The following is a 23471-nucleotide window of genomic DNA, read 5'->3' on the forward strand; positions in this document are numbered from 1 at the left end:
TTAGCGCATCGGTATTGAAATAGCTAGCCATATAAATTGAATCCCGGTAACTGTAAATAGACTGCTTTCTGTCGCTCTTGGCGGCGGCAAAGCAGTCTTGTTTGTTTTTTTATAGCTTGTTAACGTTCCATTCATAATACTTTGATAATCTCTATAAGTGTTAGGGCGGATGCTTATCCAATCCCAATAAATGATGATACGGAGGATAAATGATGTTTATGATGATGAAAAAAAGGCTAATCGCTGGTCTGGCCCTCTTGGCTGTTCTAGGTGCCGGGTTAGGGGGAACCCTGATGTTATCCGGGAAACTGGCCTCGGCTGAAACGGCTCAAGCCAAGCCAGAGGTGCATCAGATTGAAGCACCAGGGAATCTTGATGACAGTGCGGGTCTGACTACCTTCGTGGATGGAATAATGGAAGAAGATATGAACAGGCTGCACATTCCGGGAGCGGTCATCTCCATTGTGAGAGACGGAAAGATTATTCTGGCGAAGGGATACGGCAGTTCCAACCTGGAAAAAGCTGTACCGGTTGATCCCGCAACCAGCATGTTCCGGATCGCTTCAACCACTAAGCTGTTCACCTGGACGGCGGTGATGCAATTGATGGAGCAGGGCAAGATTGATCTGGATACCGATATTAATACCTACCTGAAATCAGTGAAGATACCAGCTACCTATCCTGAGCCTATCACGATGCGTCATTTGATGACACATACAGCCGGGTTCGAAGAAGGTGGCGTTGGCTATCAAATCACTACGGACCCTGCCAAACTGCCGGGGTCGATCTCCGAAACGCTCGACAAGCATATGCCGGCACGGGTAAGACCGCCAGGCGAGCTCAGTTCCTATTCCAACTATGGCGCCACACTCGCGGGCCTGATTGTGGAGGAAGTAAGCGGAATTCCTTACAATGATTACATTAAAAAGTACATTTTCGATCCGCTGGATATGGAACATGCAACCGTAGTGGAGCCTTTGCCGGAGCAGTTTAAGCCATACGAAGTTCTGGGTTACACAAGCAAGAACGGCAGTTTTGTTCCCGGTACACCTACATTCGAAGGCGGCTTTCGTCCCGCCGGCTCAGGTACAGTATCTGCAGAAGACATGGCTCACTTCATGATCGCCCATCTGCAGAATGGGAAGTATGGTGACAAGGAGATTCTGAGAGCGGGTACGGCAAAATTAATGCATTCGACGGCATTTCAATTCGACAAACGTATGCCTGGAGTGGATCTTGGATTCGCCGAGAAACGGTATAACGGCCTGAATGTTATTGCCCATGGCGGTGCGGACCCGATGTTCAACACGGAATTGTATCTTGTGCCTGCCAAGAATGTCGGCATCTTCGTCTCCTACAATGGCGGTCAGGGCAGTGAGTCCGCAGAAGGTCTGGTTCAAGCTTTTTTTAACAAATATTATCCTGCTCCTGTACCTCAGCAGCCAGTGATTTCCGCTTCTGCGGAATCTCTAGAAAAGTATGCGGGCTCCTATCAATTTACACGCCGCAATTTCAGCGACATTGATAAATTTTTCAGTTTTTTCGCCCAGATTAATGTAACCGTCTCAGACAATAAACTGTCCTTGGGAAGTGGCAGTGAACAACAATTGTATGTCCCTGTGGACACTAATCTGTTCCAGCATGAGGGAGGCACGGAACAAATCGGATTCCGCACCGACGACTCCGGGAAAGTCACACATATGCTCTTGGGCGCTATTCCGGATATGCCGCTGGAACGCACACCGCTCATAGATAAGAACAAGTTCTGGCTTGTCCTGCTCGGCGTCTCGGGCCTGATTTTCCTCACTGCTCTGCTGGGACTACTGTTCTCCAGACGCAAGCTCAAGGTAATGACGAATCCTGAAAAATGGGCGATTCGACTCTCCGCAGCGACAGCGGGTTGGGGACTAATAAGCTTTATCACAACATTTGCAGTGCTTATGTCGTTGGACACGCTGGAGAGACTCAGCAGCGTCAGTACCTCATTTTATCTCGTTTTAGCCATGCCTGTGATATTCGTTGGAATGACTCTGGCTTTGCTTGTCTCGGCTGTGCTGGCTTGGAAGAACAAGTACTGGACGGATTTCACACGCGTGCATTACACTTTTGTGGCACTTTCCGCTGTGGCACTGTGCCTGTTCTTCTACCATTGGAATCTGCTGGGCTGGCAGTTCGGCTAAGGCCATTTCTTGCCAGGAACAAATCATATATAATATAAGCCTAAGAGAGGAGGATGATCGTGGCTATTATACTTATCGCGGATGATGATGCGAACATCCGAAAGCTGATGTCTTTGTACCTGCGAAAAGAAGGCTTTGAAATCAAAGAGGCCAGCGATGGCGTCAAAGCGCTGTCCATCGTGGAGAACTCGCGGGTGGATCTCGTTATTCTCGATATTATGATGCCAGGATTGGACGGTTGGGATCTGTGCAGAGAAATCAGGCGCTGGGATGCCAACCTCGCCCTTCTGATGGTAACAGCCAAAGCAGAGTCGGCACACAAGGTGAAAGGATTCCGACTGGGAACGGATGATTACCTGACCAAGCCGTTTGATCCCATTGAGCTGGTGATGCGGGTAAAAGCGCTGCTTAAACGCTCGCTGGTCGTTTCTTCCCAGACTGTACAGGTGGGTAATGTTGAGCTCAATCGCCGTACCTTTCAGGTCACCCGTGGAAATGAGCCGGTCACTATTCCTTTGAAGGAGTTCGAGCTTCTGTTTCTGCTGGCCAGCCACCCCGGACAAATCTTCACCAGGGAGCAGCTGATTATGCAGATCTGGGGTTTGAACTATGAAGGGGATGGCCGGACCGTCGATGTCCATATCAGCCGGCTGAGGGATAAGTTCACTGGCAACGACGGGCAATTTCAAATCGAAACGGCACGCGGTCTGGGCTACCGGCTGATTCCTGAGTCATGATCAAGACCTTGTATGTTCGTGTCATTCTCACGTTTCTCGGCATCATTATTTTTAGCCTAATATGCTCTTTTCTCATTGGTCTATATGTCTTTCAGAAGCAAATAAGCTATGAGGGTCAGAACGAAATGATCGCAGTGGGCAAGGAAATCATTAATCGCTATGATGACGCCAAACCTAAGGATAAGGATGAGTTCCTGAACAGTATGGTTAAGGTATCCGCATACCCGATCCACCTGTACAATCCTTCCGGGGAACATACCTTCTATGGGCTCAAAGATAATCCGGCTGTCATCATCACCCCCGAAGCTGTCAAACAAGTGCTGCAAGGAAAGTTCTATCGTTCCAGCGCTGATGATAAGGATACATTCGTCGGAATGCCGTTTCTGCTAAAAGGGGAGTGGCATGCGATGTTCCTGCAGTATTCCGCCGAGAACGAAAATATCGTTAACCGGATGATGCTCTTCGTGCTTCTACTTGTGCTATTGCTCGGCAGTATATGTATTCTCATTGCCGCCAGGTATCTGGTGGAGCCAATCAAAGCACTGACAAATGCGACGAAGAGGCTGGCAAAGGGTGATTTCGAAGTAGAGTTAAAGGTGAACCGGGTGGACGAAATAGGGGATCTGACGCAAAGCTATGTGGAGATGGCCGGGGAGCTCAAGCAGCTGGAGCAGATGAGGCAGGATTTTGTATCCAATGTCTCTCACGAAATTCAGACACCGCTGACGTCTATTTCCGGGTTTGCCAAGGCTTTGCGGAGTGATGATCTGGTAGTGGAGGAAGAACGCGGCGAATACCTAGATATCATTATTGCGGAGAGTGACCGTCTGTCCAGACTCAGCGATAATCTGCTGAAGCTTGCTTCCCTGGATTCCGAGCACCATCCCTTCGAAGCAGGCGACTTTAATCTTGATGAGCAAATTCGAACCGTCGTTGTAACCTGCGAGCCGCAGTGGTCGGCCAAAGGCATCGTCATTGATCTTGAGCTGCCGGTGGCTGTCAAAATCAAGGGAGATGAAGATCAGCTTAAGCAAGTCTGGATGAATCTGCTTAGCAACAGCATCAAGTTTACACCGCAGGGCGGGAACATCCGTATCGGGATAGACGTAGGAGCAGCAGAAGTATCCGTTACCATTAGCGATAACGGGACCGGTATTTCCCCGGAAGAGTTCAGCGCGATATTCCAAAGGTTCTATAAAGTCGACAAGTCACGGAACGGGAACAATAACGGCAACGGCCTTGGACTGGCGATTGTGAAGAAAATTGTCTCTCTGCATCAGGGGAGTATCGAGGTGGATGGTGCAGTAGGAGAGGGCACGACGATTATCGTCAGACTTCCTTTCTCTCCATCTGTTAGGGCCAGCGGAAGGTCCATAAGCCCTCTGATGATGACCTGGTGAAAGGGAAGTAAGCTGACTTCTGTGGATTGCATTGCCCCTTAAGTACTCATGAAGCACACTTAAGGGGTTTTGTGATGGTTGGTATGCCGTACGCTCTGCATGATGAAATCTTTGAACTGGCGATCGTTAGCCATGTCTTCTTCTGTAACTTCTCCGCCGCGTTGGTGGGCAATAATAACGGCTTTTTGTAAATACATGAAATACAGGTGGGTGGACTTCAGCAGAATGTCCATCCATCTTGTTTTTTCCTCTGGAGCTACCGGTACGGTGTCCAATTGCACTAGGCGCGTGTACCAGCCCTGCATCGCTTGCTTGAAATCAGGCAGTTCAGCGGGATTCTTGGATAGAGTGCTATAGTAGACGCCAAAAATGGCATCGTAATAGATCAACGACTCCTGATGCTCCCTTAGCGCCAAATACTTGTCCAGAATAAACTCCAGGGAATCTTCGGGCTGCTCGAAACTAAAGTCAAACAGCAGCTGTCCGAACATCCGCTCCAGATTCTCAACATAGATCCGGGCGGCTAATTCTTCCTTATCCTTAAAATGATGATACAAAGTACGCCGGGAGATGCCGGCTTCTTCTGCAATCTGAGCCATATCGGTGCGCTCAATGCCTTGCGAACAGAATAGGCTCAGCGCTGTATCCTTAATCATCTCCCGTGTCATTTGCATCTGCTTTTCACGCAGCTTCATGTAGCTTCTCTCCTGCCTATTGCCATTTTTCCTTGTGCTAAAGGTCGTTAAATTTAATTGTGGCTGAGCTTACTCTTACTTCTCAAGGAACTTGCTGCCCACCGAATAGGGCTTCTGATGGTTAACCGCATCCCCCAGCCATTTCAGCAGTGTAACCCCATCCTGCTCTGCCTGAAAAAAAGTCTCTCGCGTTGCAAATGTATGCGGGGTTGTGCCCTTCTCAGCATCGAGTCCATAGTCAGTCAGATAATAATAATAATTCGGTAACGCGGCGTCCAAAGAACGCACGGATGCCCGCAATTGCTGTGACCATTCGTTGATCATCTTCTGGTCCTGTGGCCCTTTATAATCGTTGATGTTGTTCTGAAAGTGAATCAGGATCTCGTCAAATAACGAGTTGGATTGTAATAGTACGGCATTGGGCGGCAGGAGATGCCCGTTGGCCTTAAAGGCTGCACCGATGATATCCGCTTCGGCGGGATACCCAAATGTCTTGGTAAAATCAGCGTGCCATTCCTGATCCACAACCTTCGGCCATTTGTCCGATTTCAGGAAGGAGCTGTCGGAATATTGATAAATTTCGGAGTCCTTATAATGACTGGCAATCTCCTCCGCCCACAAGGCGGAGCCGAACCCGCCGGCACTTTCGCCAGCAATGAGCAGCTTGTCGGGCTTATCCGCATTAGCATAAATCCAGTCGAGGCTGCTCCGCACGTTATTGCTGCCGTTATAGCGCATAGTGAAGGGGGTGCCGTCTTCCTTCTTATATTCCGCATTATGCTTGCCGATGTGGAAGTCACCGGTCGAATAAGGCAGATATACAACATTCCAGCCGTTGAAGGGGTTGTCAGGGTTATCCGTGTCCATCATGCCTCTCAGCAAGGTGAGCATATAGAAGGGGATGTTGGCAAAATAATTGCCTGTATCCCCGCCCTTAATGAAATTCATGATCTTGATCGGATGCTCGGCGCTTTTGGCATCCCAGCTGGCCCCGCCTCCGGAAAAGAAGATGATCCAGTTATTGTTTTCCCCTTTTTTATTCCACAGAAAATACTCTGATCCGTCACTAGAGATGACATTTCCGTCCAGCTTAACTTTATTCCACTTGTAAGGCTTCACTTCTGCCAGTTCGGAGGCTGTGGTCGCCGGCCTCTTGATTACAAAAGTGCTGATCACAAGAACGGCAATCAAAATAAGGCTCAACAATCCAATTCCTGTGAACATCGTGATTTTCCCTATTCTTCTCATATCCATCTCCCCCTTAATGGGAGTATACGTCAAGTTAACTCGTTACACAAGGTGTATACTTATCGTAACAACCGACCTTAGTCCAGTTTTCTACCGAACAGGATTTCGCTTGCCAGACAGAGAAATACATAGAAACGATCTGCACATTCGGTTGACCGGGAAGGAGATGACATATTATGCGGAGTGAAAAGTCAGTGATCGGACAGCTGGTGCAGTACAAGGCGATGAACACAGCTCCTGTCGTTGTGATGATGTGTGGTGTGGCAGGGTCGGGTAAAACAACCTTTGCTCAAAAGCTGGAGAAAGAGGGATTCGTCCGTCTTTCAATAGATGAAGACATTTGGGCTTCTCACGGACGTTATGGAGTGGATTACCCTGAAGAGAATTATGAGCAGTATAAAGAACAATCCGAGATGAAGCTGCGCGGGGAGCTGGTCCGCCTGATCCAGGCGAAGCAGCATGTCGTCATCGATTTCAGCTTTTGGCAGCGTCAAAGACGGAACGATTACAAGCAGCTGATTGAACAGTATGGCGGCGTGTGGGAACTGATTCATTTGAAGGTTGAGCCTGAGGAATTACGGCAGAGGCTGCTAATCCGCAGTGAACGATTTGATGCCAATGCGGCGTTTCCAATCACCGAGGACACGCTCACACGGTTTTTAAACGGTTTTGAGACCCCTTCAGGGGAAGGGGAAACAGTGGTCTGAGCATAGATTATTTTCACATCCCCAAAATGCTAAGTTTATAAAATATACCCAGTCCAACACTGAATTATCGTGTTCTGACTGGGTATTTGCTTGTTGCAACTTGTTATTCTTTCGTTTCTTTAGGCGTTACCCTAGCCGGACGAACGACCCAATTGCTGCGGTTCATCGGTTTTACTGTATCAATCCGCGGATTCGGAATCTCAGGAGCGCTCTCGGCTGGGGTTGCCGATTCTGCGGATTCTTTGTCCGTTACATTTTTCTTCGCCAGTCCGCCTCCGTTATGCTTACCTTTGTTCCACACTCTGTTCTTGCCCATGGTTACACTCCATTTCTATACGCTGATTTATTTACCATATCACAACATGGAAAGGTAAGAAAGTACACTGGCGACTGCTATTTCAGTTACCGGGATTCTTCATACAGCAAAAATAGTCCGGAAAGTGAGTTAATATACCCCTAAGCATAAAAGAAATGTTTTGACAAGTTATAAAATGTACTATTGATTCGTGCTGTTGGTGACTATAATAATATAGAATTGAAAGGAGAGCACTCTGATGCCCATCAAGATAATTACGGATAGCGGTTCCGACATCCCCCTTGAGTACGTTAACCAATATGATATTACTGTAGTCCAGCTGCCGGTTCATTTCGGACATGAGCTGATGCCGGAAGATACTGACACGAAGGCTTTTTATGCTAAAATGCGCGAATCGAAGGATCTGCCGACCACAGCAAGTCCCAGTCCGCAAGTCTTCCTGGATAAGTTCAAAGAAGTGGAAGCAGGCACTGACATTATGGTCGTCTGCATGTCCTCCAATATTAGCAGCACCTATCAGGCCGCGATGATCGCCAAGGAAATGTATGAAGAAGAAGGATTTCCGAATGCGATTGAAGTTATAGATACGAAGAGATTTTCCGGTGGACTATCCCTGATTGTCGCCTTTGCGGCGAAATGGTCGGTGACCTGTTCAAGCCTTGCGGAATTGAAAGAAATGATTCTTCTCAAATCCCGGGAAGTGGAAGCATTCTTCACGCTGGATACGTTGGAAAATGTAATCAAGGGCGGACGGCTGAACCGTTTGTCGGGCGCGGTGGCTTCGGTGCTGAACATCAAACTGCTGCTCAAAATCAGCGAGGAAGGTACAGTTGAGGTGGTGGAGAAAACCCGCGGGCTGCCCAAGGCGCTCAACCATCTGCTGGCCAAGCTCGAGGAGAAGCAGCATGATTACGAGAAGGCGGTAATTGCCATTGTGCACAGCAACTGCGAGAAGCTGGCCCTGGAGATTAAAGAACGCATTCTCGAAAAACACCCCTTTAAAGAGGTCGTATTCTCCAGCATGGGACCGGTTATGGGCACCTATGCCGGCGAAGGCGGAATCGGAGTGGCTTTTTAAAGGGAATGTAGCCCTAAAAAAGATAAACAAGCCGTACATGGGAACTAGCCCCGCGTGCGGCTATTTTGTTTTCCGGGAGACCTGTCTGGGGCGGTATTCTATAAGATATGGGAGGGAAGACACCTTACTATAGGCATCAGCATAGACTGAAGCAAAACCAATTACGGAGGTCAACCAACATGTCGACATATAATTCCAGCCAGCAAGCGACGGTTATCTATCAAGCCGACCCTGCTGTAGTCCAGCACCTGCACGGAGTCCGTGAATCTCTGCATCACTCCTGCAAGCCCTACTTAAACCATAAAGTGAAAGTACAGACGATTGACGGACTCATGCATGAGGGAATCATTGCGGGGATGGACAGCAAAAATCTGTATCTGACAGTAACTGCTACCACACAATCTGTACGCGGATACTATAATCCGTACTACAAACCATTCCCGCCGGGTCCGGGCTACTATCCATATCCCGCGCCGATTAACAATAATGTGATCTTACCGCTTGTGCTATTCGAGCTGCTTGCCATCTCTTTGATCTAATCCCGGCCCTATCAGGAATAGAAGACATGATCTGGATCATCGGCAGCTCTGCCGTATGTTCTGGTCATGTCTTTTGCCGTTTGTATCTGTATAAGATCAATCCGGGCTTCCGAAGACTTGCTATTCGATGTAGAATCAAAGGTGGATTGCGGGATTTTTCAGGAGGTGGAAAATGATTACATACCCTTTATTAAACGACGGGGCGGCGATCGGTGTGACAGCTTCTTCATATGGCGTAAGTCCACTAGACCGTAAGCTGTTCGAGCAAGCCTGTGAGCGGATGAAAGAAAAAGGATACCGGGTGTATTGCGGCGAGACGGTATTTAAACAGAATAAAGCCAAATCAGCTTCAGGCAAAACACGTGCCGAGGAATTTAACGCCATGATGCAGGAGGATGCCATCGACCTTATCATTCCGCCATGGGGCGGGGAATTATTGATTGAAATGCTGGAATATATAGATTTCAGCCTGGTGCAGGAGAAATGGATATTGGGTTTTTCCGATATCAGTCTGCTGCTGCTTGCCGTTACGCTGCAGACGGGTCTGGCAACAGCGCACGGTCCAAGCCTGGCAGATCTGCGGGGGAAGCAAACCGATAACACTACAGCCATGTGGCAAAAGGTAATGTCCACGCCCCGTGGAGGTTCGATTATGCAGAATTCTTCGGCAAAGTATCAGCAGGAGGGGGGAGTGGACGTTGATTCCCCCTTTATCTTTCATTTGGATGAGCCGACGGTTTGGAAATCGGTGACTGCTGGTGAAGTAACGTTGTCCGGGCGTTTGCTTGGCGGCTGCATAGATGTGATCCGGCATATCATCGGGACACCTTTCGGAAATGTGCAGTATTTCCAGCAGAACATGATTCACAACGAACCGATCATGTGGTATTTGGAGAATTGTGAATTGAATACTGTGGACTTGCGCCGGTCTTTGGTACAGATGAAACTGGCTGGCTGGTTCGAGCATTGCTCCGGTATTATGTTCGGGAGAAGCGGTGCCAATCGTCCGGTGGACAACTATACGGTGGAGGATTGTTACAAAGAATTGTCCGGGGAGCTTCAATTGCCGGTAATCTATGATGTTGACTTCGGCCATGTTCCGCCGCAGCTTACTTTAATCAACGGGGCGTATGCGGAAGTGAAGATGCAGAACGGTGCGGGGACAATTACCCAGTATTTTAAGGATTAGCGGAAAATGATTAAGGGACAGCCCGGCGGCTGCCCCTTTCTTTGTTCAGACTGCTGAATCCACTTCGCCGCTATTCTCAAAGCTGATGTTGTCAATCATGACAGAGATTTTCCCTGAAGGGACTTCAAGCTCATACTCATGATTGCGCTGGGCCATCAGCAGCTGCATACCCAGTGGCGACAGCCAGGAAATCTTCCCTTCGGCCGGGTCGGTGTATGCAGGGAACACAATGGTGTAGGTGTCTATATAACCATCCTCCAAATAGCGGAGGTCCAGCCGGCTTCCAATCAATACACTGGAGCATAATTTCTCTTCACTATAGTCCGAGAGAAGCTGCTCTAGAATAGTGCAGTAGCGGTTAATCAGTTCCTCCGCCTGTTTTCTCTGAGGATGTTTGCCAGGGTAATAATGATTGAGAAATCCATTTCTCTCTTCATCAAAATATAACAGCTGCTTTACCAGTTGAGTCCGGGAGGTTTGCAGTAGAAGACTATGGTTCATAGTAGATTTCACCCCCTCTAAGAAAAACATCCCCTGCTGCCATCTTGTAATTCGTAATCATGTCCAGCCTCCTCAAAATTTGGTGTACCGCCCTTAAAAAAGGGTGTGCAAATAGAGATCTCCTTAAATGGAGACCTTCACAACAGTATATCAGCTTCTCAGCAGAGAACCAAACGATTGTTACACAGGGCTGCCATGGATTTTTTCATAATTATGGAGTGAAAACATTTGACCCTTCTCCCATAGGATGTTAAGCTTGACTGATATTAAGGCATTTCGCAGTTTACTGCGAAGTGCCTTGCTGTATGTTTAGAGGTTTCTTACATTAAATGTTACCAGAGGAGTGATGCGCCATGAGCACTTCATTGTTTTCTTATATAGAATTTGAACTATCAAATAATTACATTTATTAAAGGAGAATATTATGATTCAAGTAAAAGAGTTTGTAGATGCGGATAATTCCTATGCTGAAAATAAGGCAAATGAATTTCTGATGGGATTGCAGGAAGAACAAGTAGTGAAGGTGTGCTACGGTTCCGTAGTCAAATCTTCGCGGGACGGGGCGGAGCATCAACGGAGCACCATTCTGATTGTGTATAAGACGAATGAAAAGCTATAACTGGAGTTTGTTTTTTACGTGGTTGTCCGCCCTCTCCACGTTATGTATAGTGATCATCTTACTTTATCATGCGTTTAGTATTTAGCAGTTCACATTAACCGAAGAACAATAAAGGGACAGCCCGTAGGCTGTCCCTTTATTGTTTGGAATACTGCGAAAATAAAATCAGGTGTTGACAATTGCTGTTATTTCTTCATCCAGCTCCAGTCTGAGATCTTCACGGTAAGCCCGGATGCCATACTCACTGTGCATATAGCGGAGGATCGCTTCAGTTATATTGGACTCTACCAGGTATTGGCTTCGGCCTTGAATCCACACCTCTGCGCTGTACCCGGTATCTTCCTCCCAGCTGAGCTCTACCTGAACATCTTCCACACGGACTGCCTTGCGTTCAGCCATATGCAGGCAGATGGCGTTAATAATTTCATCCATGCTTAGAACAGTTGTTGGCATTAGTAACGGCCATCCCTTTCCTCAAGCCTGCGTCTTTCTTTTCTGCGGCGGAAGAAGGACATGATCAGTACCACTACAAGATAGATGGCAAGCATATTAATCAATAGGCCAAGGATATTCCCGAAAGCGCCCATTCCGCCGAACATGCCCCCGAAGAGGAAGCCGGCGATTCCGCCGATCATCAGGCCTTTCATCAAGCTGCCTCCGCTGAAGAATCCGCGTTTTGCAGTGCCGGCTGTTGTTCCTTTGGTGCTATCGCTTTGTTTCACATTATTGGTTGTAGATTTCTTTGGAGTGGTGGTAAATCCGCGGGATCCGGATTTAAAGCCGCCTCCACGCCGTGCATCCGCAAAGTCAGGAGCGGTTACGGCAAAAAACAGGGTAAAGGCCATTACAATCATCATTACGCGTTTCATGGGTTTCATTGAGTACAAGTACCCTCCTAAAGGTTGTCTTGGATTTGTAGTGTCTGTCCGGTAATACGTAGTATGCCCTAGGAGGTTTCAATTTTAATATAATAATTTAGAGATTAAATGCCGGAATACAAATTATGGCCAAAAAAAAGTGCGCGGATCCAGGATCCACGCAAACAGCAGTTTCAGAGAGTTGCCTTGTTCTCCACATACCCGTCCGAGACAAGCTCAAGCGCTCCGGTTGCCGGATCGATGATCATGCCGTGCACAGGCACGTTTGGGGGGAGTAAGGGGTGGCGCTTGATCAGCTCCACAGTTTGAATTACCCCTTCCTCCACATTGTCAAACCCGCGCAGCCACTTGGTTAATTTAATCCCTGAGTTCTCCAGGGTCGAAAGGACCTGTTCGGAAACGCCGCGCTCTTTGATCGAGTTGATCATCTTGTCTGCATTCAGCGAAGCCATGCCGCATTCGTAATGGCCGACCACAATAACTTCGTCCGCATCCAGCTCGTATAACGCGACCATTACGCTCCGCATTACGCTGCCGAAGGGCTGGGAAATGATCGCACCGGCATTTTTAATGATTTTGACATCACCGTTTTTGAAATTCATTGCTTTGGGCAGCAGCTCTACGAGCCGGGTGTCCATGCAAGTGATGATCAGCATTTTTTTATCAGGGAAGCGGCTGGTCAGATAGGCTTCGTATTCTTTTTTCTCGACAAACTGTTTGTTGAACTCCAGGATATTCGTAATTTGAGTCATGACCATGCTTCCTCCTAAAAGTTTTGTGAGCATAGCTTCCTAGGTTTACTTCGTGCAAAACTTACCTCGGAAGGATACACTGTGTTTTGTGAGCATAGCTTCCTAGGTTTAGGAATAGATGCTTAAGGGTTAACGGGGAGTTACTTCGTAAGCAATTCCTGCACCCGGCTGGGGTGCTTCGGTATTGCGCAAGTCTCTTACAAGAATATTCTTGCCATAAATCTGTGAATGACTGTCCAGCTTGAACGAAGAGAAACGCTCCTCGGCATCAAGCCGCATTTGCTCTTCATAAAAGATCTCCTGCTGGCGGCTGATAATAAAAGACAACTCGTCTGCATCAATGGAAACATCGCCGGATTGTGCTTCATTAACGATCAGCAGAACATTGATTCCGTCGCAGCCGCAACCCTCCGTATCATAAAAGAGTTTAAAAAGCCCCGGCTGATCCCCAAGCCTTTCCTTCAGCTTCCTCTCGGCCAGAGGTGTAATCTGAATCTTCATGTTCTGTTCACACTCCTATCGGCTTAATGATAAAGTATTTCAAATTAGAGATGTAAGGCTCTGAAGTTGATTATACTTATTTAAAAAAGTATCATCAAGAGGAGACGCTAAAACAGAGAAAGCAGGTGCTCGGATATGGAACAGACGGTTAAAGAAGAGTGGGAAAAATTTGAAGAGCTATTGTTAAAAATCAGCGGGTATTCTGAAACAATCGGACTTTTGCATTGGGATCTGCGTACAGGCGCACCCCGTAAAGGGGTGGAGATCCGTTCGGGTACGATTGGTATGCTTAGCGGAGAACTGTTCAGACTCCAGACCTCGCCGGAAATGGGGGAGTTTACGGAGTTCTTCAGCCGCCCGGCTGTCAGCAGCCAGCTAAGCGACAACCAGAATAAAATCGTGAAAGATTGCCGCAAGGAGTTCGAGCGCAGCAAGAGCATTCCATCCAAAAGGTTTGAGGAATATTCGGTTCTGTCGGCTCATTCGCAAACCGTGTGGGAAGAAGCCAAGGAAAGCAATGATTTTACCTCCTTTGAGCCGTTCTTAAGCCAGATTGTTGCCTTCAAGCAGGAGTTCATTGATTACTGGGGTGTCAAAGGCACCCGATACGATACGCTGCTGGATATGTACGAACCAGATCTGACCACCGAAAAAGTCGATGAAATCTTCGATCGTCTGCGCAGCCGCCTTGTTCCGCTGGTGGAAGCCATCAATGCTTCGCCTAACAAGCCGGACACGAAATTCCTGAGCGAAATCTACGCCAAAGAGCAACAGGAGAAATTCGGCCTCTTTGTTCTGGGGCAGATGGGCTATGATTTTGAAGCGGGCCGGCTGGATGAAAGTGTACATCCTTTCGCAACCGGGCTGAATCCGGGCGATGTGCGCATCACTACCAACTATTTGCTGGACAACGTTACTAGTGCTATTTTCAGCTCGCTCCATGAGGGCGGACACGCTCTATATGAGCAAAACATCAGCAAGGATCTGGTCGGCACACCGCTGGCTCAAGGGGCATCTATGGGTATCCATGAATCCCAGTCGAGACTGTGGGAGAATATGATCGGCCGTAGCCGGGCCTTCTGGCAGCGTTATTACGGCGATCTGCAGCAGCATTTCCCTGAACAGCTGACAAATGTGGAAGTAGAAGATTTCTACCGTGCGATCAACAGTGTGGCGAATTCCTTCATCCGCATCGAAGCCGATGAGCTTACTTATAACCTGCATATTATCGTCCGTTATGAAATCGAGAAGCTGATCTTTAACGAAGGGTTGGAAGTGAAGGAGCTGCCAAAAGTATGGAATGCCAAATACCAGGAATACCTCGGAATTACACCGCCGACCGATGCGCTTGGCGTACTGCAGGATGTCCATTGGTCCGGCGGTGACTTTGGTTATTTTGCCTCATACTCCCTTGGTAATATGTATGCTGCGCAAATATTGAACACTCTGCGTAAAGAGCTGCCGGAATTTGACGCTCTGATCGCCGAAGGCAATCTGCTGCCGATTAAGGAATGGCTCACAGACAAGGTCTACCGGTACGGCTCGGCGCTGACGCCTTCACAAATTATCGAGCAAGTGACCGGCGAACCGCTGAACCCGGATTATCTGGCTGATTATCTCGAGGCGAAATATACGGAGCTTTACAAGCTGTAACACCCAAATGAGGCTATAGGCTGGAATGAGTTCCGGGAAAACGATATAATAGAAGAAAACCGCAAACGGAAGGATTTTATTATGGCAAACACGCATACTTACAGCCGCAGGGAAGAGGTAGCCAATGCAATTACTCATGGTATAGGTACGGTACTGAGTGTAGCTGCACTTGTCCTGCTTGTTGTTTTTGCCAGTCTAAAGGGGACGGCTTGGCATGTAGTCAGCTTTTCCATTTATGGAACGACGATGCTGCTTCTGTATCTGAATTCCACACTGGTTCATAGTCTCAGGGAGGGCAAAGCGAAGGATCTGTTCGAATTCTTTGACCACTCCTCGATTTACCTGTTTATTGCCGGTACCTATACACCATTTTTGCTGGTAGCCATTCGTGGCACGCTTGGATGGAGCCTGTTCGGCATTATCTGGGGAGTGGCATTCTTCGGAGTATTGTTCAAGGCCTACTTCGTTAAAAGGTTTCTGTTCATGTCCACTGTCTTCTATATTGCGATGGGCTGGCTGATTGTGATTGCCTGGAATCCTTTGTCGGCTGTAGTGGCCGGAGAAGGCATGATGCTGCTGATGGCCGGGGGAATATTGTACACGCTGGGGACCATCTTTTATGTATGGAGAGGTTTCCCGTTCCACCACGCCATCTGGCATGTGTTTGTACTGGCGGGCAGTGTGACCCACTTTTTCGCGGTGCTGATTTACCTGCTTCCCATCCGTTAATTCAGAGCATTTCGAGACAGGAATTATGGTTTGGGCATAAAGAATAAGATGACAAGCAAAAATGCTTGACATCTTTCTTTGTTTTCGGTATCATAAGGGACGTTGTGAAGCTGTAAAGTGTTTTTCCTTGACGAAGGGAGTGCCCTTAATGAGTCAGGAGAATAGGCTCGAGAAAACTAACCGGATTAACTTGTTATTTGCTTTCTATGAACGCCTGCTTACTGACAAGCAGCAAACGTTTCTTAAATATTATTTCCACGATGATTTCTCACTCGGAGAGATCGCCGCGGAATTTGAAATCAGCCGCCAAGCCGTTTATGAACATATTAAACGTGCGGAGCAAGTGCTGGAGAATTATGAAGAGAAGCTTGGGCTTCTTGCCAAGCATGAAGACCGCAACCGATATTTAGAAGAACTGCGCAGACTGCCGGACAATGGGATGCTGCCTGAGCAATATAAACAGCGGTTCACGGATATCCTGGATCGTTTGCAGAGGTTAGAGTAGCATGAAGGGAGACAGCCGCATATGGCGTTTGAAGGTTTAACCGGAAGATTGCAGAATGTGTTCAGCAAGCTGCGCGGCAAAGGAAAAGTAACTGAAGATGACGTCAACGAAGCAATGCGTGAAGTGCGGCTGGCGCTTCTGGAAGCCGATGTTAACTTCAAAGTAGTCAAGGACTTCGTGTCCAAGGTGAAGGAGAAGTCGATCGGCAAGGAAGTGATGGACAGCTTTACTCCCGGCATGGTAATCATTGATATCGTTAACAAGGAATTAACCGACCTGATGGGTGGAAGTCAAGCGAAGCTGGCTAAGTCCAATAAGCCGCCGACAGTCATTATGATGGCGGGTCTGCAAGGGGCCGGTAAGACGACCACTTCGGGCAAGCTGGCCAAGCTGCTACAGAAGGGCAATCACCGTCCTTTACTTGTTGCGGGCGATATTTACCGGCCGGCTGCGATCAAACAGCTGCAGGTGCTGGGCGAACAAATTAAGGTTCCAGTATTCTCCCTGGGAGATCAGACGAGCCCGGTGGAGATTGCCAGACAAGCGGTCCAGCACGCGAAGGACAACGGACTGGATTATGTGATCATCGATACTGCAGGCCGCCTGCATATTGATGAAGAACTGATGGAAGAACTGAAGCAGATCCATAACGTCGTGAATCCTGACGAGGTGCTGCTTGTAGTGGATGCCATGACAGGTCAGGATGCCGTGAATGTAGCCGAAAGCTTCAATAAGCAGCTTGAGCTTACCGGCGTAGTGCTGACTAAGCTCGACGGCGACAGTCGCGGTGGTGCAGCATTATCCGTCAAAGCGGTAACCGGCACTCCGATCAAATTCGCCGCACTGGGCGAGAAGATCGATGCGCTGGAGCCGTTCCATCCGGAACGGATGGCTTCACGGATTCTCGGCATGGGCGATATGCTCTCCTTGATCGAGAAGGCTCAGGCCAACATAGATACTGAAAAAGCGAAGGAAATGGAACGTAAGATGCGCAATGCGGAATTTACGTTCGACGATTTCCTGGAGCAGATGGATCAGGTCAAGAAGCTTGGCCCGATCGACCAGATTCTCGACATGCTGCCTGGTATGAACAAAGCCAAAGGCATGAAGGACCTGAAGGTTGACGACAAGCAGATGGGCCGCGTCGAAGCGATTGTTCATTCGATGACCAAAGCTGAGAAAGCCCAGCCTGAGATCATCAATCATAACCGCCGTAAGCGCATCGCCGCAGGCAGCGGAACCAACGTAGCCGAGGTTAACCGTCTCATCAAGCAGTTCGATGAAATGCGCAAGATGATGAAGCAGTTCTCCGGTATGATGGGCGGCGGCGGTGGTAAGGGCGGTAAGAAAAACGCCATGAAGCAGCTTAAGAGCCTTGGCGGCGGCAAGGGTATGAAGTTCCCATTCCGTTAATGTTAATAGTCTTTAAGTTTAAGGTTTAAGCTTTACCCCTAGATCAGACATTGTACAACATCAGATGATCAAGAAGGTTTTAATCTTTTGATCTTAATTCCTGCCCGAACTATTCCAGGTCCCGCCAGTCTGAATGCCCACGCTTATTGCACTTAGCCGGGTGTCCAGAGGGCAGAGCCCTTGTCTAAGGGAGGGTTTGGGAGGGATCAAAAAAAGGGTTCCAGCAAACTCTTTCCAATCTTTCGATATTCTTTTAAGGAGGTGAATTTCGTGGCAGTACGTATTCGTTTGAAAAGAATGGGTGCACATAAAGCGCCTTTCTATCGTGTAGTGGTTTCCGATTCCCGGTCCCCTCGTGACGGTCGTTTCATCGAGGAAATCGGTTATTATAATCCGATTGAACAACCGGCAGTAGTTAAGATCGATGAGGAAAAAGCTCTTAAATGGCTTCAAACAGGTGCACAAGCATCTGATACCGTCCGCAACTTGCTTTCCAAAGCAGGCGTGATGAAGAAGTTCCATGAGCTGAAGCAACAGAAATAATGACTGATTGCGAGGGTCCTCTATGGAAGAATTAGTTGGTGTTATTGCTAAGGCTTTAGTGGATCATCCAGAAGATGTGATCGTGCGGACTGTGGAGAAGGATCACCTGATTGTATATGAGCTCTCTGTACATCCTGATGATGTCGGCAAGGTCATTGGCAAGCAGGGGCGGATCGCCAAAGCGCTTCGCACAGTAGTCACATCTGCAGCAGTCAAGAGCGATAAACGCGTTACCGTGGATATTTTATCTTAATGGATGCGTTCAATGAGGGGCTAGGGATAGTATATCCCGGCTCCTTTTTGTTCAAATATAGCAGTATAGATTAATGTATAAAGAACCAAAATAGGCGTTGCCGTGCCATTTATGTACGAGTCCTATTGCAGCAGTAACGCTGATAATATTTGAAGGAGAGGATTATATGACCGAAGAGTTAACCGTAGGCAGGCTGGTCAATACCCACGGCATTCGCGGGGAGGTCAAGATTTTGTCGCATACCGATTTTCCGGATGTCCGCTTTGCGCCGGGCAAAAAGCTGCAGCTTATCCCCGCTGATGGAAGTCCGAAATTCGAGGTGATCGTGGAATCTGCCAAAGAGCATAAAGGGATGTTCATTGCCAAACTGAAGGGCTATACCAACATCAATCAGATCGAGAAATATAAAGGCAGCCTGCTTAAGGTTCCTAGTGATGATCTGGTCGAGCTTCCGGAAAATGAATATTACTTCCACCACATCGTTGGCTGCGAAGTATACACTGATGAGGATGGAAGCGAGCCGCTGGGCACGATTACAGACATCCTGCAGCCTGGAGCCAACGACGTCTGGGTTGTGAAACCGGCCAAAGGACAGGATATTCTTATTCCGGTCATCAATGATGTAGTGCTTGACGTGGATATTGCAGCCCGGAAAATCACCGTTCACCTGATGGAAGGACTATTACCATGATGAGAATTGATGTGCTGACGCTCTTCCCGGAAATGTGTGAGGGCGTATTTGGCACAAGCATTCTTGGCAAAGCACGTGAAAAAGGGATCGTCTCCCTAAACGCAGTCAATTTCCGTGATTTCTCAGGCAATAAGCATAACAGTGTGGATGACACGCCTTATGGCGGAGGCGGAGGGATGGTGCTGAAGCCTGACCCAATCTTTGCTGCCGTGGAACATGTGCTGGGCATCTCGCAGGACGGAGAGCAAGCTGAGGAGATCGCCGGGGGAAGTTTTCCCGAAAGCGACGATGTAAACGGAGATGAGCGCCAGCATGGTACTGGAGCAATAGCGGAACGTACGTCTGCTTCTCCTGTGAAACCGCGTATTATCCTTATGTGCCCGCAGGGAAAACAATATAACCAGCATATCGCCGAGGAATTAGCCCAGGAGCAGCATCTGATTTTTATCTGTGGCCATTATGAAGGTTATGATGAACGGATCAGAGAGCATCTCGTAACGGATGAGCTGTCCATTGGGGATTACGTGCTGACTGGTGGTGAGCTGCCCGCCCTGACGGTCATTGATTCAGTGGTGCGGCTGCAGCCCGGGGCCCTTGGAAATGAAACCTCAGCGATAACAGATTCGTTCAGCACCGGCCTGCTGGAGTATCCGCATTATACGCGTCCGGCTGAGTTTCGCGGATGGAAGGTGCCGGATATGCTCCTGAGCGGTCACCATGCCAATATCGAAATATGGCGGCGTGAGCAGGCTCTGGAACGAACCCTGGAGCGCAGACCGGATCTCCTGGATACCGCCGAATTAACGGTGAAGGATAAGAAGACGCTGGAGCGTTTACGCCAGCAGCAGAACAAGCCTCAACAAAATAATTAATGGCACAAGGCATATCACACGTCTTTTTAACGTATATTACGTTGAGGAGGCGTTTTTTGTTATGTAGTGAATAATTTAGCAGACATATAGGCTTCACAAAAAAAATAAGAGCAAATGTGCGTAGTTATCCTTTTTTTAGGGTAATAAATAGAGGTGCCGCCATAAGAAATGCAACTTAGATGCAGTTAGCTTAACAATTGAAAGGAATGAACTGAAAGTGACTACGAATACGCGTGAAGAATTCAAACCGGACGTGGACACTGTCCACAAGGAAGCGGAGCCGCTCCGTACAGTAAGCGATATTATCGATTTTTATACGAATCGTAAATCGTAACCCCTTTTCTGAGTAGAGAACAGACCCTGGCAACAGGTCCAATAGGAGAAGTGCTATAGTAATAGCAGCAGTAACCCAAAAAACCATTAGAACAGACGGATCAATGACCCGCTGCTTTAATGGTTTTTACTGTTTTTGTTAATCAAGACATGAAAAAGACCGTCCGAAGACGGTCTCTCTACCCGAGGCGCTGTTTTATTACTTGATCCGTATCCCGCGCCACCAAAGCCAGTTGATCAGCCGTTGGTCCGGGTAAGGGATACGTTCAGCATGTCATGCTTGATGTGAACGCACCTCCTTTCCTTGTGCCAAGAGTATAGCATAACGTGATTTGAAAATCTATAAAATTTTAAGAATATATTAAAACCTATTTTCACAGAAGAAAGCATTGCTTTAATCAGAACTGGAGATCTGTGCTTATTTTCGTTTTAAAACGTCAATAGCCGCCTCATAAGGTCCGAAGCTTCCTCTGCAACCTCGGCATCCGGGATCGCTAAGTCACCGATGCCAGCCTGGCATTGATAACGAATCCGCAGCGTGCCATCTATATGCTGTTTTTCTATAATGCTAATTCCGCTCCGTTGTGCCTGCGCCTTTATCATGAGATCTTCTTGCGTTAATCTTTCCCTGGCCTGCGTCAGCCACGCGACGTACGGGTCAAGTGTGTGCATCGAGAGGAATATCTGGGAATCCCGTTCGAATGCGGCTTTCACCATCGGAAGGATCGCGTAAGGGCGGATGAAGTTGCGGACTTCTGCGGGGATCGATGCGGGTGATGTGCGTGTTGCGGACATAACATGCCTCCGTTCAATTGCGAATGTATGTTCGCATTATATCTCATATGAACAATTTTGTATAGGTGCGCGTTATTTTATTGCATGGGTGCGCGGCCATACGCTATAATAAACGCGAGATTGGTAAAACGCTGTGACGACCGTATGGGCAATCGTTGGCAGAACGTGATAATGGCGCGGAAGTTACGGAGTAGCCGTCGGGGTATAGCGCAGCCTGGTAGCGCGCACCCTTGGGGTGGGTGAGGTCGCAGGTTCAAATCCTGTTACTCCGATACGACACTAAAAAAACCGCTTCATACGGATTCAAGATTCCGTATGAAGCGGTTTTTTTGTCCAAATATAAGAATTTATATGCTTCACGCTATAAACTATCCTTCTATTTCTCGCTGAAACGGATACGTCCTTTTGAGGACGGCAAAGCCGTTTCCACTTGGTTATCGTCGCTCTAGTACTTCACTGTCACTGCGGGTAAGCTTTATGACCCCGGTAACCAATGCATATAATGCAACAACCGTGAGTACGATAATGGCCCAGACGTAGTTTCTTACTGTGTAAGTAAGTGATGCGAAGATTAGGAACAAGGCGATGCGCAGTATTCCCTCGTTAATAAAATTTCTCCCTGCTGTACTCATGATTTCTTCCTCCTTAAGTTCGAATTAGTGCATATACAAGCCCGTAAGCGCTTTACTGTTTGTAAGCTTATTATAAACCTTTTCCAACGAAAAAGACACATATTGTTCACAAGTTATTTATTTCACATTTATTTCACAATGGTAACTTAGCCGTTACCGGCTAATCCCTCCAGTCATAAAATAAATCACTACAGTAAAGGAGGAGTTACGGTGGAAGCATATTATAATTGTCTGCAATGCAAAAACAAAAGGGTACGGATTATGACAACCGATGGAAAACAGCATGAAGGTATCATCGTGGATGTGGATCGTAACAATGTCTATTTGAAAACGAAGGGCAACGGAAAAATGAAAACCTCGGCATTTTACCCAGGCAATTATTACGGCGGTTTTTACGGGTACGGCAGTGAAATTTTAACTTTAAGCTTGTTTACACTGCTGGCAATCGCACTGATCTAAAAGGCAAAAAAAGTGGACCTCCCTAATCTGGGAAGCCCACTTTTTGCGTATATACGTAAATTTCGATATTCGGTTCGGTATCTTTCATTTTAGTTCTGTATGGAGATGGAGCCGATTTCCGTGGATAGGGACAACAGCGGTCCACCCCCGTTTAAATCATGTTTGCCGGAACCTGTACCGGAAATATGTCCAAGCTCGCTGGAGGCCTCCACAGTGCATTTGAGACTGCTGTCCAAAGAGGCGGATATTTTGCCTATGTCACTTTTAGCTTTGAGACTGCTGCCGTTTTTCATCTCATTGATACTTAGCCCGATGCTTCCGGTATCTGTCTCTACCTTAGACTTGCCGGTGACTTCAACATCCCGGAGTGTGACGGCTCCAACATCGCTCGAAATGTCAAAGGTGCCCTGCAACTGGCTCAACTCAATAGAACCTACATCATTATTGATTTCAAATGTGTCGAAACTGGCTGGAAGCTCAATCAGGTAGTTGATGCTGAAGTCTGAATAGCCGTATTTTTTGTGCGCCCAGGACCATAAATCCTTTTTGGGACTGTCCTTGGCGTAGGTGGATACTTTAAGCTCGTCACCGCTAATTTTTACAGATACTTCAGCATTATCAAACAACTCTGGAGCATATTTGCTGGAGGCATGATGGGCTACGATAGTAGCGGTTACGTTAACGGTATTTCCTGTAGTGGAGATGACCTCAACCTCACCCACTGCATTGTCCAGGGTAAGTGTAGAGGAGGACCCTGGTTTTGAGGTGGCAACAAGTTCTTTGCTGACACTGTCGGCTGTGATCTGTTCTGCCACAACGGACGCAGTATTCTGAGCAGTTTGCTGTACATTTTCCATTGCTTCTCCGATACCCTGCCCAAGGTTTGCTGTTGCTTCACTTAACCCGTGTCCTAAATCTGCTGCTGCTTCACTGATCTCCTGCCCGAGTTCACTAGAGAATTCTTCAAACTCCCCATTACTGTCAGCAACTTCCTGTTGGGAGTTGCCGGATAAGCGCTGTTCAAGCTGATTATCAGCAGCTTCCTTGCCAGGCAGTTCTCTGCAGCCGGCTAATAGTACAATGGAGAAAACAGCCAGTGCTGCAATCTTTGCTGGTTTATAATTTTTTTTCAAATGGAGCCCCTCCTAAAAGTCTGTATATTGCTTATGTATAATCGTTATTATATATTATGGTAAATAATTGAATAACAGGCTAGAGACCGGTTGCTGTGCTGGACTAAAGTCCAGTACCTA

Annotated in this window: 28 protein-coding genes and 1 tRNA gene; 18 read left to right on the forward strand and 11 right to left on the reverse strand. The window is 47.7% G+C overall.

Translation table 11 applies throughout. From position 1 onward, the window contains the following. The first annotated feature begins 218 nt into the window (after positions 1–218). Genes AC3WT9_RS00550 through AC3WT9_RS00560 form a run of 3 tightly spaced genes read left to right on the forward strand, consistent with a single transcriptional unit; the run spans position 219 to position 4317 of the window. Positions 219–2180 (forward strand): serine hydrolase domain-containing protein, encoded by a 1962-nt coding sequence (locus AC3WT9_RS00550; RefSeq protein WP_341378972.1) that lies wholly within the window; start codon positions 219–221, stop codon positions 2178–2180. A 59-nt stretch (positions 2181–2239) separates the two neighbouring features. After that, the gene (locus AC3WT9_RS00555) at positions 2240–2917 is read left to right on the forward strand and encodes a response regulator transcription factor (protein WP_341094110.1); all 678 of its coding nucleotides are present in this window, start codon (positions 2240–2242) and stop codon (positions 2915–2917) included. Next, the gene (locus AC3WT9_RS00560; protein ID WP_341378971.1) at positions 2914–4317 is read left to right on the forward strand and encodes a HAMP domain-containing sensor histidine kinase; all 1404 of its coding nucleotides are present in this window, start codon (positions 2914–2916) and stop codon (positions 4315–4317) included. The genes AC3WT9_RS00555 and AC3WT9_RS00560 overlap by 4 nt, the downstream gene beginning before the upstream one ends. A 59-nt stretch (positions 4318–4376) precedes the next feature. Here the strand turns inward: AC3WT9_RS00560 and AC3WT9_RS00565 are convergent, their stop codons facing one another. Next, positions 4377–5012, reverse strand: coding sequence for a TetR/AcrR family transcriptional regulator (locus AC3WT9_RS00565; RefSeq protein WP_341378970.1), 636 nt, complete (start codon positions 5010–5012; stop codon positions 4377–4379). A gap of 75 nt (positions 5013–5087) precedes the next feature. After that, positions 5088–6260: a pectin acetylesterase-family hydrolase gene (locus AC3WT9_RS00570; RefSeq protein ID WP_341378969.1), complete on the reverse strand. Its 1173-nt coding sequence runs from the start codon at positions 6258–6260 to the stop codon at positions 5088–5090. A 176-nt stretch (positions 6261–6436) separates the two neighbouring features. Between AC3WT9_RS00570 and AC3WT9_RS00575 the strand changes: the two genes are divergently transcribed. After that, positions 6437–6967: a P-loop nucleotide/nucleoside kinase family protein gene (locus tag AC3WT9_RS00575; protein ID WP_341378968.1), complete on the forward strand. Its 531-nt coding sequence runs from the start codon at positions 6437–6439 to the stop codon at positions 6965–6967. Positions 6968–7070: 103 nt separating this feature from the next. Here AC3WT9_RS00575 and AC3WT9_RS00580 read toward each other — a convergent pair whose 3' ends face one another. After that, positions 7071–7283, reverse strand: coding sequence for a hypothetical protein (locus AC3WT9_RS00580; RefSeq protein WP_038593656.1), 213 nt, complete (start codon positions 7281–7283; stop codon positions 7071–7073). A 238-nt stretch (positions 7284–7521) separates the two neighbouring features. On the opposite strand from AC3WT9_RS00580, the gene AC3WT9_RS00585 reads away from it, so the two are divergent. From AC3WT9_RS00585 to AC3WT9_RS00595, 3 genes are all read left to right on the forward strand, one after another. Next, entirely contained in the window at positions 7522–8361 is an 840-nt protein-coding gene (locus AC3WT9_RS00585; RefSeq protein WP_341378967.1) for a DegV family protein, read from the forward strand. Between the two features lie 179 nt (positions 8362–8540). Beyond that, positions 8541–8900, forward strand: a complete 360-nt coding sequence (locus AC3WT9_RS00590; RefSeq protein WP_341094105.1) for an acetyl-CoA acetyltransferase — start codon at positions 8541–8543, stop codon at positions 8898–8900. Positions 8901–9072: 172 nt separating this feature from the next. Further along, on the forward strand, positions 9073–10089 hold the full coding sequence (locus AC3WT9_RS00595; RefSeq protein ID WP_341378966.1) for a S66 family peptidase: 1017 nt from the start codon (positions 9073–9075) through the stop codon (positions 10087–10089). A gap of 45 nt (positions 10090–10134) precedes the next feature. On the opposite strand, the gene AC3WT9_RS00600 is transcribed toward AC3WT9_RS00595, so the two are convergent. Then, entirely contained in the window at positions 10135–10590 is a 456-nt protein-coding gene (locus AC3WT9_RS00600) for a GreA/GreB family elongation factor (RefSeq protein ID WP_341094102.1), read from the reverse strand. A gap of 424 nt (positions 10591–11014) precedes the next feature. Here AC3WT9_RS00600 and AC3WT9_RS00605 point away from each other — a divergent pair, with 424 nt between their 5' ends. Next, on the forward strand, positions 11015–11209 hold the full coding sequence (locus AC3WT9_RS00605) for a sporulation protein Cse60 (RefSeq protein ID WP_038593642.1): 195 nt from the start codon (positions 11015–11017) through the stop codon (positions 11207–11209). A 165-nt stretch (positions 11210–11374) separates the two neighbouring features. On the opposite strand, the gene AC3WT9_RS00610 is transcribed toward AC3WT9_RS00605, so the two are convergent. The 4 genes from AC3WT9_RS00610 to AC3WT9_RS00625 all read right to left on the reverse strand — a co-directional run bounded on the left by AC3WT9_RS00610 (position 11375) and on the right by AC3WT9_RS00625 (position 13340). Then, positions 11375–11662, reverse strand: a complete 288-nt coding sequence (locus AC3WT9_RS00610) for a YxcD family protein (RefSeq protein ID WP_341094101.1) — start codon at positions 11660–11662, stop codon at positions 11375–11377. Then, positions 11662–12078 carry a hypothetical protein gene (locus AC3WT9_RS00615; RefSeq protein ID WP_341097712.1) on the reverse strand — a complete coding sequence of 139 codons (417 nt, stop codon included), beginning with the start codon at positions 12076–12078 and terminating at the stop codon, positions 11662–11664. Before AC3WT9_RS00615 ends, AC3WT9_RS00610 begins: the two co-directional genes overlap by 1 nt. Before the next feature lie 182 nt (positions 12079–12260). Continuing rightward, positions 12261–12839 carry a beta-class carbonic anhydrase gene (locus AC3WT9_RS00620; protein ID WP_038593636.1) on the reverse strand — a complete coding sequence of 193 codons (579 nt, stop codon included), beginning with the start codon at positions 12837–12839 and terminating at the stop codon, positions 12261–12263. Between the two features lie 129 nt (positions 12840–12968). Beyond that, positions 12969–13340 (reverse strand): iron-sulfur cluster biosynthesis family protein, encoded by a 372-nt coding sequence (locus tag AC3WT9_RS00625; RefSeq protein ID WP_341094100.1) that lies wholly within the window; start codon positions 13338–13340, stop codon positions 12969–12971. A 135-nt stretch (positions 13341–13475) separates the two neighbouring features. Between AC3WT9_RS00625 and AC3WT9_RS00630 the strand changes: the two genes are divergently transcribed. The 8 genes from AC3WT9_RS00630 to trmD all read left to right on the forward strand — a co-directional run bounded on the left by AC3WT9_RS00630 (position 13476) and on the right by trmD (position 19999). Then, entirely contained in the window at positions 13476–14993 is a 1518-nt protein-coding gene (locus AC3WT9_RS00630) for a carboxypeptidase M32 (RefSeq protein WP_341378964.1), read from the forward strand. Positions 14994–15074: 81 nt separating this feature from the next. After that, the gene (gene trhA / locus AC3WT9_RS00635; protein ID WP_341378962.1) at positions 15075–15722 is read left to right on the forward strand and encodes a PAQR family membrane homeostasis protein TrhA; all 648 of its coding nucleotides are present in this window, start codon (positions 15075–15077) and stop codon (positions 15720–15722) included. Positions 15723–15870: 148 nt separating this feature from the next. Continuing rightward, positions 15871–16227, forward strand: a complete 357-nt coding sequence (locus AC3WT9_RS00640) for a putative DNA-binding protein (protein ID WP_038593628.1) — start codon at positions 15871–15873, stop codon at positions 16225–16227. A gap of 21 nt (positions 16228–16248) precedes the next feature. After that, the gene (gene ffh, locus AC3WT9_RS00645) at positions 16249–17640 is read left to right on the forward strand and encodes a signal recognition particle protein (protein WP_341094097.1); all 1392 of its coding nucleotides are present in this window, start codon (positions 16249–16251) and stop codon (positions 17638–17640) included. Between the two features lie 270 nt (positions 17641–17910). Beyond that, positions 17911–18183 (forward strand): 30S ribosomal protein S16, encoded by a 273-nt coding sequence (rpsP, locus tag AC3WT9_RS00650; RefSeq protein WP_036688604.1) that lies wholly within the window; start codon positions 17911–17913, stop codon positions 18181–18183. A gap of 22 nt (positions 18184–18205) precedes the next feature. Further along, a complete protein-coding gene (locus AC3WT9_RS00655; RefSeq protein ID WP_038593622.1) occupies positions 18206–18436 on the forward strand; it encodes a KH domain-containing protein in 231 nt (76 codons plus the stop codon). Between the two features lie 166 nt (positions 18437–18602). Then, the gene (gene rimM, locus AC3WT9_RS00660; protein WP_341094096.1) at positions 18603–19127 is read left to right on the forward strand and encodes a ribosome maturation factor RimM; all 525 of its coding nucleotides are present in this window, start codon (positions 18603–18605) and stop codon (positions 19125–19127) included. Beyond that, positions 19127–19999, forward strand: coding sequence for a tRNA (guanosine(37)-N1)-methyltransferase TrmD (trmD, locus tag AC3WT9_RS00665; RefSeq protein WP_341097711.1), 873 nt, complete (start codon positions 19127–19129; stop codon positions 19997–19999). The genes rimM and trmD overlap by 1 nt, the downstream gene beginning before the upstream one ends. A gap of 762 nt (positions 20000–20761) precedes the next feature. On the opposite strand, the gene AC3WT9_RS00670 is transcribed toward trmD, so the two are convergent. Then, positions 20762–21127: a YhjD family protein gene (locus tag AC3WT9_RS00670; protein ID WP_341378960.1), complete on the reverse strand. Its 366-nt coding sequence runs from the start codon at positions 21125–21127 to the stop codon at positions 20762–20764. Positions 21128–21325: 198 nt separating this feature from the next. On the opposite strand from AC3WT9_RS00670, the gene AC3WT9_RS00675 reads away from it, so the two are divergent. After that, positions 21326–21399: transfer RNA gene (locus tag AC3WT9_RS00675), tRNA-Pro, on the forward strand. 162 nt (positions 21400–21561) lie between these two features. On the opposite strand, the gene AC3WT9_RS00680 is transcribed toward AC3WT9_RS00675, so the two are convergent. Next, positions 21562–21759 carry a hypothetical protein gene (locus AC3WT9_RS00680; RefSeq protein WP_341094094.1) on the reverse strand — a complete coding sequence of 66 codons (198 nt, stop codon included), beginning with the start codon at positions 21757–21759 and terminating at the stop codon, positions 21562–21564. Positions 21760–21969: 210 nt separating this feature from the next. On the opposite strand from AC3WT9_RS00680, the gene AC3WT9_RS00685 reads away from it, so the two are divergent. Beyond that, positions 21970–22218, forward strand: coding sequence for an LSm family protein (locus AC3WT9_RS00685; RefSeq protein ID WP_038593610.1), 249 nt, complete (start codon positions 21970–21972; stop codon positions 22216–22218). Positions 22219–22307: 89 nt separating this feature from the next. Here the strand turns inward: AC3WT9_RS00685 and AC3WT9_RS00690 are convergent, their stop codons facing one another. After that, positions 22308–23351, reverse strand: a complete 1044-nt coding sequence (locus AC3WT9_RS00690; RefSeq protein ID WP_492407154.1) for a DUF4097 family beta strand repeat-containing protein — start codon at positions 23349–23351, stop codon at positions 22308–22310. Between the last annotated feature and the right edge of the window lie 120 nt (positions 23352–23471).

It is taken from the genome of Paenibacillus sp. EB106-06-01-XG199 (assembly GCF_058791575.1).